The following is a 12,524-nucleotide window of genomic DNA, read 5'->3' as shown; positions in this document are numbered from 1 at the left end:
CATGGCTTTCAAAGCAAGCGATTCCATATTTATAATGTGATAATGTGATATTAAAGAAGGTCTTTGACATGGCGGTTTGGGTGTTTGACTAAAAGGTTTTTTGGCCAGCTCCCGCTCAGAGCAAGGATTTTGGTTTTTATTAGATCGCTATAATCTTCGTGTTGTGAATCGACCATGGCGGAAATTGAAGCGGAAACGCGTTGCGATACTATTTCCTAACATGGCTATTGCTTTTTGCTCCTTCCGATTTATGTTTAGGCTTTTTGGACTGATGCTTTTATTATTAATTTTTGGTTTTTTATTGTTATTGCAATACACTCACGCAGGACCGCTTATTTTTACGCTGTGAACTTTACGCCATTCTATTGCCTTTTTTAGGTGCTGAATTCGGATGGATTCTGACAGAAAGTGGTCGTCAACACGTGAAGTGTACATGAAATATTGTCGACTTTTATGAGTGAGCGAAAATATCCGTATCGACTGTAATGATGAATTTATTAGGCTATATTGCTTTTTATTCGTCATTATTTGTTATTAAATTATTTTTAATGTTTAAGTACGTCCGTCGCGAACGCAGCAGTTTAGAGAGCGGGCGTTATTATTTTGAAAGCTAAAAAAACGACTTTGAAAGTAGTTTGATGGATGATCATTGGTTCAATTTAGTTGTCTATGCAAACACCGCTGGCTTTGATTTTGGTGCCACTATGATTATGCTTTTTTTTCGCAATGAAACGCAGTGACGAATTTTTCTTAATACGAGTGCACCCATCTGGGGTGATAATCTCACTTGGATTTTATTTGTGGGTGGCGGTTTTTCGTCATTTGCCGGTGGTTTATAGCATAGCGTTTTCAGGTATATTTTATTTTATTATTTATCATGCGCCTCTTTTTTGCGCCCGCCAGGCTATGATTATCCAGGAAAATTGCCGAGCCCTATTTGGTGGCGCTTACGGGATGTCCCTTTACTCAATTAGTTCCATCGTGCCAGTATTTTTCTTTGTGTTGGCTTTTGCCAACTGCTTGCTAGAATTTCCTTTTCATTTTGATTCCCTATTTCAAGATTATTATACGGGAAGTTGGTTTGAGTTATTAATAGTTTTGGAATTTGATCGTGGACAGCTTCTGTTTCTAATGGTACTCATGCACGGTTCAGCTTATATCTAGGGAAGAACCGAAGGAGATCTGCGTGAATTAGGTCGAAAAATCTATTACATTGCCACTGTATTTTTGACGATTGCTTTTTCATTCGCTGCTCTTTTGGTGCTTTATCGCATTAAAGGCTATACAACATTACTTACTCTAAAGACGCCACGATTTATCCGCTTAATAATCTAGTTATCCGTGCCGTGGGTGTGTGGTTAACTGGCTATAATCACCACCCCGAGAATATTTCGGATCTATTTTTGCTTATCTAGGGATAATATTAACTTTGTTAAGTAATTTTTTTAGTTAGGTGGTACACTTTTTGTTTTTGGTCAAGCGCATTAGCGATCATGGGACTTATTTGGCACTATGGGGTTCACTGTATCCCATACTATGCCATCCTCAACAGCGGCAGACCAAAGTTTGATTATATGAAATGTCACTTCTAGTCAATACGAATTAAACGTAATGCTTTATGTCGGGATCATTCTATTTATTATTATTTTGAGTTATAAACTTTATGTGTACCATATGTTATCATCCAGATAAAAACCATTATCGAAAAAGATTTGGAAGCGGATAAACATTACTATTTTGAGGGAGTATATTTTATTATACAGGTTTGTTTTATTGCTCGCTATGGGATTTAGATTTTATTTAACGTTGCGAATGGACAAATGTATCGGGTGGCAAAGCGATAAAATCACGTAGATGAGTAATACTTGGAAAATTATTGAGGAAAAGCCTTCGCTTATTGAAGGCGATGTACATGTGTGGTGTGTCTTTTTAGACCGTCCCACTCAAGGAATCGAAAAGAAATGGAAAATTTTATCGCCGGGAGAGCAAGCGCGGGCTGATCGTTTTATGCAATCCGAACATCGGCGTCGTTTTGTAACCTCGCATGCAGCGTTGCATTCTATCTTAGTGAGCTATTTACCGGAATTAAAAGGACGAGTCCGATTTTGTTATAACCATCATGGAAAAGCCTATCTTAAGGACAGCCCCTCACTACAATTTAACCTTTCAGATTCACGTGCTTTCGCTTTGTGCGCGATAACGCGGAATCGGGAGGTTGGTATTGATATCGAATTTATGAAACCGGGTGTTCACGCCGAGCAAATCGCTGAGCGGTTTTTCTCGCCTGAAGAAAGCCAAACGTTGAAAGAATTACCCGCTGAAGCACGGCTTGAAGGATTTTATCGAATTTGGACATTGAAAGAGGCTTACATAAAAGCGATTGGTCAGGGATTATCTTTCCATTTGCAGAAATTCACAACGGATGCAAAAGCGGAAAAGGATGCCCTCTTATGGGTCCAAGGCGAGCCGGAAGCACCAGCTCAATGGTCGCTTTCTCCTCTTCGCAGCGCAAAAGGCTACATGGCGGCTCTCGCTGTCCAAGCCCCAATCAAAAGCATCCATTATTTTGATTGGGCCCTAGGCTGACCAAGCTTTTCTTTTTCCATATTCAGGTTGACATCCACTGTATTGTTACGCACAATATCACGCTTGATTTTTGAGGTGATTTGTGCATGGCATCGGTGAAAAAGCCCGAGAGGGTTCTTTAATCTTTTGATTTGAGTAGGTAAGTGTATTTGGAGGGGTTCCCGAGTGGCTAAAGGGATCAGACTGTAAATCTGACGGCTCAGCCTTCGTAGGTTCGAATCCTACCCCCTCCACATCAGAAGACAGAGGACTGATGACAGAAGACAGATCGCTGTGTCGCTTCGCGACATAAAAAATATATTGCGATGAAACCGCATCACCTTCACTGTCTTCTGTCTTCTGAAAAGCGGGTGTAGTTCAACGGTAGAACTTCAGCCTTCCAAGCTGATAGCGTGGGTTCGACTCCCATCACCCGCTCTGCCCACATAGCTCAGGCGGTAGAGCACTTCCTTGGTAAGGAAGAGGTCACCGGTTCGAGTCCGGTTGTGGGCTCCAGACTGGTAGCGAGACTTACTGTAATGCCTTAAGAATTATTATTTTATTAATCGTTTTTTCGGAGGTCATCTTCATGTCGAAGGAAAAATTTGTAAGAGAGAAGCCGCATGTGAACGTTGGGACGATTGGGCACGTGGATCATGGGAAGACGACGTTAACGGCGGCGTTGACGAAGGTGTTGTCGGAGAAATACGGTGGTGAAAAGAAAGCCTTTGACCAGATTGACAACGCGCCGGAAGAGCGTGCACGTGGGATCACGATAGCGACGTCGCACGTGGAATACCAAAGTGACAAACGCCACTACGCGCACGTAGACTGCCCAGGCCACGCGGATTATGTGAAGAACATGATCACGGGAGCGGCGCAGATGGACGGAGCTATATTGGTGGTGAGCGCAGCAGACGGCCCGATGCCGCAAACGCGGGAACACATTGTATTGGCCAAGCAAGTGGGTGTTCCGAACATAGTAGTTTACTTGAACAAAGCGGACATGGTGGATGACAAAGAGTTGTTGGAATTAGTGGAAATGGAAGTGAGGGATTTATTGAACAGTTATGATTTCCCGGGCGATGATACGCCGATTATAGTGGGCTCAGCGTTAAAGGCGTTAGAAGGTGATAATAAGAGTGAGGTTGGCGAGTCCTCGATAATCAAATTAGTGGAAACGATGGACACGTATTTCCAGCAGCCGGAGCGAGCGATAGACAAACCATTTTTAATGCCGATAGAAGATGTGTTTTCGATCTCGGGCCGAGGGACGGTGGTGACAGGACGCGTAGAGCGAGGGGTCATCAAAGTGGGAGACGAAATAGAGATAGTGGGGATCAAGGAAACGACGAAGACGACGTGCACGGGCGTTGAAATGTTTCGCAAATTACTAGATGAAGGTCAAGCGGGTGACAACGTAGGGATTTTATTGAGAGGGACGAAACGCGAAGAAGTGGAGCGAGGTCAAGTATTGGCGAAACCAGGATCGATCACGCCGCACAAGAAATTTGAGGCAGAGATTTATGTGTTATCGAAGGAAGAAGGCGGTCGCCACACGCCCTTTTTACAAGGCTATCGGCCGCAATTTTATTTTCGCACGACGGACGTGACGGGCCAGTTATTGAGTTTACCGGCAGGGGTAGAGATGGTGATGCCAGGAGATAATGTGAAAGTGACGGTTGAATTGATTGCGCCGGTAGCGATGGACGAAGGGTTACGATTTGCGGTACGGGAAGGCGGCCGCACGGTAGGAGCAGGAGTGGTAACGAAGATTATTGAATAATCGGAGGTTGCAGAAGACTGCGAAGATAATAGAGAGAAACGTTTTGTTGTTGATACAACAATTGAAATTAGTGGCGGCGAAGAGCCGGTACCATTCACTGTCTTCTGTTTAGGCCAGTAGCTCAATTGGCAGAGCAGCGGTCTCCAAAACCGCAGGTTGGGGGTTCGATTCCCTCCTGGCCTGCCAACGAGAGCTGTCTCTCTGAAGCAGTAGATAAGAGAAAATTTATGGCCCAACAAAGTGTAACGCTAGAAAAAAAATCACGGTTCGATGGCTTAAAGTGGCTGCTAATTGTTGTTCTTTTAGTCGCGGTGATTGTAGCTGAATTTTACTATAGCCAAGTAGTGGTGGCTATTCGTGCAGCCGTTGGGATTGTTGTTCTTGTGATATTATTGGCGATCGCTTCACAAACTAACAAAGGACGAAGGGCTTTGGGTTTTATTAAAGGTGCGCGGACGGAATTGCGCAGAGTAGTTTGGCCGACTCGTCAAGAGACGCTTCAAACAACGTTGGTTGTTATTGTGATGGTTGTAATTACGGCCCTCATTTTATGGGGCCTTGATAGTTTATTTATGTGGGCTATCGGATGGATGGCTGGACAAAGAGGATAATAAATTTCGCGTCCGAAGAATTATTGTTCTTGTTGATCGCGCTGGGGTTTTGAGGAGTTTATTAAAAGATGACCGAAGAAAAAAAACGTTGGTATGTAATACACACTTATTCGGGTGACGAAAATTACGTCGTTAAAGTTCTTAAAGAACATATCCATCTAAAAGAACTCAATGAATTCTTTGGTAAAGTTATTGTTCCAACAGAAGAAGTGGTGGAAATGCGAAGTGGGCGAAAAAGAAAAAGCCAACGCAAATTTTTTCCAGGTTATGTTTTAGTGCAAATGATTATGAATGATAAAACCTCGGACCTAGTACGAAACATACCCCAAGTAGTACGTTTTATTGGGGGCATTACTGATAAAGATGCAGCACAAATTTTACGACGGGTTGAAGAAGGGGAGGCCAAACCCAAACCGAAAGTGCTTTTTGAGCCTGGCGAAGTCGTTCGTGTAATTGAAGGCCCGTTCGCCGATTTCAATGGCGTGGTTGAAGACGTCAATTACGAAAAAAATCGTTTGCGAGTCTCAGTTCTTATTTTTGGACGTTCGACGCCGGTCGAATTGGAATTTAGTCAGGTCGAAAAAAGTTAGGAGCATAGAGTAAATCTGTGCGTTTAAAGTAAAATCTCTGGCGTTTTCGGCCGAGATTTTTTAAAAGCAATTGGGGAGCTCATTGAATAACAGATGATGAGCGATTGAACCCAGGGGAAAATTATGGCAAAGAAAATAACGGGCTATATTCGCCTTCAAGTAAAAGCCGGTGAAGCCAATCCCAGTCCGCCGGTGGGCCCAGCGTTGGGCCAACATGGCGTTAACATCCGGGAATTTTGCGAAGCATTTAATACGGCAACCAAAAATATTGAAAAGGGCTTGCTGACTCCCGTCATTATCACAGTGTATACAGATCGCACTTTTTCTTTTATTACTAAAACGCCGCCCGCTTCTGTTTTATTGAAAAAGTTTGTGCTTAAAAGTAAAAGCGGCAGTGCGCGCCCTAACATGGAAAAAGTAGGTAAAGCGACGCGTCAGCAATTAGAGGAAATCGCTAAAATGAAAACACCCGATCTCACCGCGGTTGATTTAGAGGCCGCTATCCGCACCATCGCAGGAACAGCGCGCAGCATGGGCATCGACGTAGAGGGGGTTGAATAATGGCGCCAAGACTGACGAAAAGACGAAAAACCAACGCCGAAAAGGCGCAGCGTGATAAAGCTTACCCTCTTTCAGAGGCTATCAAATTAATAAAGGAATGCGCAAAAGCGAAATTCAATGAAAGCATTGATGTAGCGATTAACTTAGGGATCGATTCTCGCAAGTCCGATCAGGCTATTCGTGGCGCCACCGTCTTGCCACACGGAAGTGGGCACACGGTGAAAGTAGCTGTTTTTGCTCAAGGGGATAATGTAGAAAAAGCCAAAGCCGCTGGAGCGGACATCGTTGGCTTGGACGATCTCGCTGAGCGCATCCAGAGCGGGGATATTGATTTTGACGTGGTAATAGCAACCCCCGAAACCATGCGAGTTGTGGGTAAATTGGGCCAGGTATTGGGACCGCGGGGTTTAATGCCCAATCCAAAAGTAGGCACGGTAACCACGGATGTCGCTTTGGCGGTGAAGAATGCCAAGCAAGGCCAAGTTCTCTATCGTACTGATAAAAATGGTATTATCCACTGCACTATTGGCAAGATGGATTTTGAGGAAAAGGCACTGGAGGAAAATTTCCTGGCTTTATTGAATGATATCAAAAAAGTTAAACCGAGCGCAGCTAAAGGAACATATTTAAAGAAATTAACCTTATCAAGCACAATGGGTCCCGGAATAGCTATAGATCAAACAACAGTAGGATCCTAATTGTGCAACATCCAGAATTGGTAACCTGTATGGGGCGAAGCGGAATACAGGTATGTGGAGGAGGGATGACGTTAGAAAAGATTTCGGCCGGTAGACGTCATTGACGTTAGCCGTCGAAGACCGTTGGTACCTGATGGTTTAAAAGCACGTCTAGGTGTGCTGCTCATGCAGGCGGTGCTTACCAAATAGGTTGTCACCGAAACGGTGGAAATAGCAAGAGCTATTTCTTTGTAATAACAACGGGGGGAAAGAGACAGTGGCTTTAAATCTTGAACAGAAAAAGGCAATGGTTGCGGAAATCACAGACATTGCCAATGAATCGGTTTCTGCGGTGGCTGCTGATTATCGCGGCTTAACAGTCTCTGAAATGTCCGAATTACGAAAAAGCGCTCGTGAAGCGTGCGTACATATGCGTGTGTATCGCAACACGCTGGCGCGACGGGCATTTAAAGAGACAACCTGTGCCTGTCTCGAAGAAGTGCTAACAGGTCCCATTGTGTTGTTTTTTTCACAAGAGGAACCTGGTGTTGTTGCTCGTTTGATTGAAAAATTTATTAAGGAACATGAAAGCCTGGAAGTAAAAGGCTTGGTGTTGGATGGTGAATTGTTGCCGGCAGAGAAATTGAAATCTGTCGCGCGATTACCGTCTCGTGGGGAGGCCTTGAGTCAATTGGCGGCTGTACTATTGGCGCCAGTGGCTAAATTGGTCCACACCCTTAATGAAGTTATTGCTCAGGTTATTCGAGTCATGGCAGCTGTGCGCGATCAAAAAGCAGCTTAGTACTTATAGTAAACTTTTTGGAGTAAATAATAATGGTACAATTATCAAAAGATGACATTTTAGAAGCGGTCGGCAATATGAGCGTCGTGGAGGTGGTGGATTTAGTGAAAGCAATGGAAGAAAAATTTGGTGTTTCTGCTCAAGCAGCTATTGCGGTGGCGGAACCGGCAGTTGGAGGCGAAACGGTTGCAGTTGAAGAAAAAACAGAATTTAACGTAAAGATGGCCAGTTTTGGTGACAATAAAATTGGCGTCATCAAAGCTATCCGCACCATTACGGGTCTTGGATTGAAAGAAGCCAAAGATTTGGTGGAATCAGTCCCAAGTGTGGTGAAAGAAGTCGTTTCTAAGGAGGAAGCGGAAAAAATTAAGAAAGAGCTTGAAGAAGCAGGTGCCAAAGTTGAGTTGGAATAGTCGACTCGCCCAATGCTTATTGAGTGCTCCACGGTGGTTTCGCGGAGGCGGGGCCTCCATTGGAAAGAATACCTAGTGGCATTCTGACTTCTCGCTTTTGCGAGAACGGTGTTAGTATCATCGTTTAGTTAGTTTAAAATGAGGTGTGTACATGGCGCAAGCGAACAGTAGAAGTAGCAATAATTTAGCTACGATTTCTTATCCTGAGAAAAGACGCGCGCGCGTCAATTTAGGGAAACGCGAAGTCGAAATATTAAAAACGCCTTATTTATTAGAAACACAGATAGAATCTTATCGAAAATTTTTGCAAAAAGATATCGCCGCAGAAAAACGCGAAGATAACGGTTTGCATGCTGCCTTTAAATCTGTTTTCCCTATTACCAGCTATTCTGGGTATGTAGTGCTTGAATACGTGGGTTACAGTTTAGGAGAAGAATCCACTCTTTTTGATGTTGAGGAATGTAAATTACGGGGATTGACTTACGCGGCTCCTTTGAAAGTCAAGATGAGGTTGGTCATTTACGATAAAGAAGCCCCTACCGGTAAAAAAGCCATCAAAGATATTAAAGAGCAAGAAGTTTACATGGGCGAAATTCCATTGATGACAGAGACGGGCAGTCTTGTTATTAACGGGACTGAGCGCGTAGTGGTTTCACAGCTCCATCGTTCCCCCGGCGTCTTTTTTGAACATGACAAAGGAAAAACACATTCATCGGGAAAGTTATTATATTCTGCCCGAGTCATTCCTTATCGTGGTTCGTGGTTAGATTTTGAATTTGATCCTAAAGATTGTTTATTTGTGCGTATTGATCGTCGGCGAAAGTTACCGGCCACGGTTATTTTGCGCGCGCTTGGTTATGATACCGAGCAAATCCTCGATATGTTTTATAAAACCAATCGCTTTTATCTTAACCAAGAAAGCCTTACCTTAGATTTGATTCCGCAGCGGTTACGAGGCGAGCTTGCGGTTGTCGAAATAAAAGATAAAAAAGGTAAAGTTATCGTTGAAGCCAATCGTCGAATTTCAGCGCGCCACATTCGCCTCATTGAAAAAGCAGAAATTAATAAACTTGAACTGCCCGACGATTATTTATATGGCAAAGTCATTGGGAGAACCATTATTGACGAAGAAACTGGCGAAGTCATAGTGCACGCGAATGAAGAAATTACCGCTGAATTATTAAAAAACTTACGCGCTACAAAAAAGGCGTTGTTGGATACACTGTATATCAACGAGATCGAATGCGGTCCGTACGTTTCTGATACTTTGCGGTTAGATACCACGACCAACCAACTTGAAGCACTCGTGGAAATTTACCGCATTATGCGCCCGGGCGAACCACCTACAAAAGAAGCGGCAGAAAGTTTGTTTGAAAATTTATTCTTCTCGCTGGAGCGTTATAGTTTATCGGCAGTGGGACGAATGAAATTTAATCGCCGTGTAGGCCGCAAAGAATTAACCGGATTGGATGTTTTATCCAAAGAAGACGTTGTTGATGTATTGCGCGTATTGGTTGATATTCGTGATGGTAAAGGTAATGTCGATGATATCGATCATCTGGGAAATCGACGTATCCGAAGTGTGGGTGAAATGGCGGAAAATCAATTCCGCGTTGGTCTTGTGCGGGTGGAGCGCGCCGTTAAAGACAGACTCAGTTTGGCCGACGTCGAAAACCTCATGCCTCAGGATTTAGTAAACGCTAAACCTGTTTCTGCAGCCATTAAAGAATTTTTTGGTTCAAGCCAACTATCGCAATTTATGGATCAAAATAATCCACTCTCAGAAATCACTCATAAACGACGTGTATCCGCCTTGGGACCGGGAGGATTGACGCGAGAACGTGCAGGGTTTGAAGTACGTGACGTGCATGTGACGCACTATGGTCGAGTTTGTCCTATTGAAACGCCCGAAGGTCCTAATATTGGGTTGATTAATTCTTTAGCTGTTTTTGCTCGGACTAATGAATATGGATTTTTAGAAACGCCTTATCGTAAGGTCGTTGATCGTGTAGTGACTGATGAAACGGAGTATTTGTCAGCTATTGAAGAAGGTGATTATTACATTGCGCAAGCTAATACCAATGTCGATGAAAAAGGACAGCTAGTTGATGATTTAATTTCCTGTCGGTATAAAGGGGAGTTTACTTTAACGACACCCGATAAGATTAATTATATGGATGTGTCGCCGCGACAAATCGTTTCCGTTGCTGCTGCGTTAATTCCTTTTTTGGAACACGATGACGCTAACCGTGCATTGATGGGATCAAACATGCAACGCCAAGCCGTGCCCACCATTCGGCCGGAAACCCCGTTAGTGGGAACCGGTATGGAGCGTACCGTGGCAGTGGACTCAGGGGTAACGGTCATTGCTAAGCGTAGCGGTGTCATTGACTGCGTTGACGCTTCGCGAATCGTTGTTCGCGTAGACCGAAAAGAAACGGAAAACGATGATGACATCGGTGTGGATATCTATAATCTAACGAAATTTACTCGCTCTAATCAGAATACCTGCATTAATCAGCATCCCATTGTAGAAGTCGGCGATAAAGTTCAAAAAGGAGACGTATTAGCGGATGGCCCCTCCACCGATATCGGTGAGTTAGCGCTGGGGCAAAACTTATTAGTCGCTTTTATGCCGTGGAACGGATATAACTTCGAAGATTCCATTTTGATTTCTGAGCGATTGGTGGAAGAAGATCGCTTTACCACCATCCATATTCAGGAATTTACCTGTGTGGCCCGCGATACTAAATTAGGGCCGGAAGAAATCACTTCGGATATTCCTAACGTCAGTGAAAGTGTGTTGGCGAAATTGGATGAGTCCGGCATTGTCCACATCGGTGCTGAAGTTAATGCCGGTGATATCTTAGTCGGTAAGGTCACTCCTAAAGGAGAAACCCAACTTACACCAGAAGAAAAATTATTACGCGCCATTTTTGGTGAAAAAGCTTCAGACGTAAAAGATACTTCGTTACGCGTAACACCCGGTATTACCGGAACCATTATTGACGTTCGTATCTTTACTCGCGAAGGCGTTAAGAAAGACGAACGGACTTTAGAAATAGAAAAAGCTGAATTGTCGAGAGTTGAAAAAGATCTCAATGACGAGCTACGGGTTCGGGAAGATGCGCTGTTTGAAAATTTGGAAAAATTGCTGACAGGACGCGTTGCTGTGGGTGGACCAAATAAACTCACTAAGGGAACGAAAATTACGAAAAATTACTTAGTCGATTTGCCCCGACAGAAATGGTTTGAAATTCGTTTTCAAGACGATGTTGCCACTAAGCGGCTCGAAGCTTCTCACGAATATTTTAAAGAATTGCGTGAAACGCGAGATGCTAAATTAAAAGACTTACGACAAAAATTAACCCAAGGCGGTGATTTAGCGCCGGGTGTCATTAAAATTGTGAAAGTTTATCTTGCTGTAAAACGACGCATTCAACCCGGTGATAAAATGGCAGGGCGTCACGGTAATAAAGGTGTCATTTCCAGCATCGTCCCTATCGAAGATATGCCCTATTTAGAAGACGGAACGCCGGTGGATATCGTTCTTAATCCTTTAGGTGTACCGTCGCGGATGAACATCGGTCAAGTGCTGGAAACTCATCTGGGTTGGGCCGCGAAGGGATTAGGAAAAAAAATTGGTGAAATGATTCAAAAGGGCGCAGACGCTAAAGAGCTGCGTAAGTTATTGAAACCCATTTACGGTTTGAGTAAGACCCAGCGCTTTGATTTAGAGGCATTGGAGGATCCTGAAATTATGACGTTGGCGAAAAACTTGCGAAAAGGCGTACCTATTTCCTCGCCTGTATTCGACGGAGCGACTGAGGAAGAAATTAAGCAGTTGCTGAAAATGGCAGATCTTCCCACGTCCGGCCAAGCCGTATTGTACGATGGTCGAACCGGCAAAAAATTTGATCGGCCGGTTACCGTCGGTTATATGTACATGCTGAAGCTTAACCATCTGGTCGATGACAAGATGCACGCGCGCTCTACAGGATCATACAGTTTAGTGACGCAGCAACCCCTTGGTGGGAAGGCTCAGTTTGGCGGTCAACGGTTCGGTGAAATGGAAGTGTGGGCATTGGAAGCCTACGGAGCGGCTTATACGTTGCAGGAAATGTTGACGGTTAAATCCGACGACGTAGCTGGCCGCACGCGCATGTATAAAAATATCGTCGACGGCGATCATCGAATGGATGCAGGCATGCCAGAGTCTTTTAACGTATTAGTAAAAGAAATCCGTTCGTTGGCGATTGATATTGGTTTGGAGAATGATTGATAAATTAGTCCTTGCCTCTTGAGTGAGTGTGTGGACAGAAAGACTTAAAACTCGTCGTCCCCGCGCAAGCGGGGACGACGAAGACGAAACAGTTTTTAAAACAAAGTCTGCCATCAATTCGCTAGGCTGAGCCAAAAGTCGTTGATTTTCGAGGACAGCAGCATACATGGAAATATGTGAGCAGCATACCACAGAAAATCAACGGGTTTATGGATAGCATAATAGATATGATGACAG

At 44.0% G+C, this 12,524-nt stretch carries 10 protein-coding genes, 4 tRNA genes and 1 pseudogene; all 15 read left to right on the top strand.

Annotated features, from left to right (window positions below; translation table 11 throughout):
- Positions 1–124 precede the first annotated feature (124 nt).
- Positions 125–614: pseudogene (locus tag FIV31_RS08450) on the top strand (cytochrome ubiquinol oxidase subunit I); the annotation flags it as partial.
- 190 nt (positions 615–804) lie between these two features.
- Positions 805–1,164, top strand: coding sequence for a cytochrome d ubiquinol oxidase subunit II (locus FIV31_RS02895; protein ID WP_280123743.1), 360 nt, complete (start codon positions 805–807; stop codon positions 1,162–1,164).
- Between the two features lie 690 nt (positions 1,165–1,854).
- On the top strand, positions 1,855–2,586 hold the full coding sequence (locus FIV31_RS02890) for a 4'-phosphopantetheinyl transferase family protein (RefSeq protein WP_280123742.1): 732 nt from the start codon (positions 1,855–1,857) through the stop codon (positions 2,584–2,586).
- Positions 2,587–2,737: 151 nt separating this feature from the next.
- Positions 2,738–2,819: transfer RNA gene (locus FIV31_RS02885), tRNA-Tyr, on the top strand.
- 113 nt (positions 2,820–2,932) lie between these two features.
- Positions 2,933–3,003 (top strand) — tRNA-Gly (locus tag FIV31_RS02880).
- A 2-nt stretch (positions 3,004–3,005) separates the two neighbouring features.
- Positions 3,006–3,081 (top strand) — tRNA-Thr (locus FIV31_RS02875).
- A 73-nt stretch (positions 3,082–3,154) separates the two neighbouring features.
- A complete protein-coding gene (gene tuf / locus FIV31_RS02870; protein WP_280123731.1) occupies positions 3,155–4,351 on the top strand; it encodes an elongation factor Tu in 1,197 nt (398 codons plus the stop codon).
- A gap of 110 nt (positions 4,352–4,461) precedes the next feature.
- Positions 4,462–4,537 (top strand) — tRNA-Trp (locus tag FIV31_RS02865).
- Positions 4,538–4,578: 41 nt separating this feature from the next.
- Positions 4,579–4,962: a preprotein translocase subunit SecE gene (gene secE, locus FIV31_RS02860; protein ID WP_280123741.1), complete on the top strand. Its 384-nt coding sequence runs from the start codon at positions 4,579–4,581 to the stop codon at positions 4,960–4,962.
- A 68-nt stretch (positions 4,963–5,030) separates the two neighbouring features.
- The gene (gene nusG / locus FIV31_RS02855) at positions 5,031–5,552 is read left to right on the top strand and encodes a transcription termination/antitermination protein NusG (RefSeq protein WP_280123740.1); all 522 of its coding nucleotides are present in this window, start codon (positions 5,031–5,033) and stop codon (positions 5,550–5,552) included.
- Between the two features lie 123 nt (positions 5,553–5,675).
- On the top strand, positions 5,676–6,113 hold the full coding sequence (gene rplK, locus FIV31_RS02850; RefSeq protein WP_280123739.1) for a 50S ribosomal protein L11: 438 nt from the start codon (positions 5,676–5,678) through the stop codon (positions 6,111–6,113).
- Positions 6,113–6,811 carry a 50S ribosomal protein L1 gene (rplA, locus tag FIV31_RS02845; protein WP_280123738.1) on the top strand — a complete coding sequence of 233 codons (699 nt, stop codon included), beginning with the start codon at positions 6,113–6,115 and terminating at the stop codon, positions 6,809–6,811. Before rplK ends, rplA begins: the two co-directional genes overlap by 1 nt.
- Positions 6,812–7,067: 256 nt before the next feature.
- Positions 7,068–7,592 (top strand): 50S ribosomal protein L10, encoded by a 525-nt coding sequence (rplJ, locus tag FIV31_RS02840; RefSeq protein ID WP_280123737.1) that lies wholly within the window; start codon positions 7,068–7,070, stop codon positions 7,590–7,592.
- Positions 7,593–7,624: 32 nt separating this feature from the next.
- The gene (gene rplL / locus FIV31_RS02835) at positions 7,625–8,005 is read left to right on the top strand and encodes a 50S ribosomal protein L7/L12 (protein ID WP_280123736.1); all 381 of its coding nucleotides are present in this window, start codon (positions 7,625–7,627) and stop codon (positions 8,003–8,005) included.
- Positions 8,006–8,150: 145 nt separating this feature from the next.
- Positions 8,151–12,287, top strand: coding sequence for a DNA-directed RNA polymerase subunit beta (gene rpoB, locus FIV31_RS02830; protein WP_280123735.1), 4,137 nt, complete (start codon positions 8,151–8,153; stop codon positions 12,285–12,287).
- The last annotated feature ends 237 nt before the right edge of the window (positions 12,288–12,524 follow it).

The sequence above is a fragment of the Coxiella endosymbiont of Ornithodoros amblus genome, from assembly GCF_019425495.1.
In the GTDB taxonomy this organism is placed as follows: domain Bacteria; phylum Pseudomonadota; class Gammaproteobacteria; order Coxiellales; family Coxiellaceae; genus Coxiella.
Note: the sequence above shows the minus strand (reverse complement) of the source record. Positions and strands in the feature narration are given on the sequence as shown.

Coding starts and splice junctions, on each gene's coding strand:
- FIV31_RS02890 (WP_280123742.1), top strand. CDS start 1,855: ATGAGTAATACTTGGAAAATTATTGAGGAAAAGCCTTCGCTTATTGAA.
- rplK (WP_280123739.1), top strand. CDS start 5,676: ATGGCAAAGAAAATAACGGGCTATATTCGCCTTCAAGTAAAAGCCGGT.
- rplL (WP_280123736.1), top strand. CDS start 7,625: ATGGTACAATTATCAAAAGATGACATTTTAGAAGCGGTCGGCAATATG.
- nusG (WP_280123740.1), top strand. CDS start 5,031: ATGACCGAAGAAAAAAAACGTTGGTATGTAATACACACTTATTCGGGT.
- secE (WP_280123741.1), top strand. CDS start 4,579: ATGGCCCAACAAAGTGTAACGCTAGAAAAAAAATCACGGTTCGATGGC.
- tuf (WP_280123731.1), top strand. CDS start 3,155: ATGTCGAAGGAAAAATTTGTAAGAGAGAAGCCGCATGTGAACGTTGGG.
- rplA (WP_280123738.1), top strand. CDS start 6,113: ATGGCGCCAAGACTGACGAAAAGACGAAAAACCAACGCCGAAAAGGCG.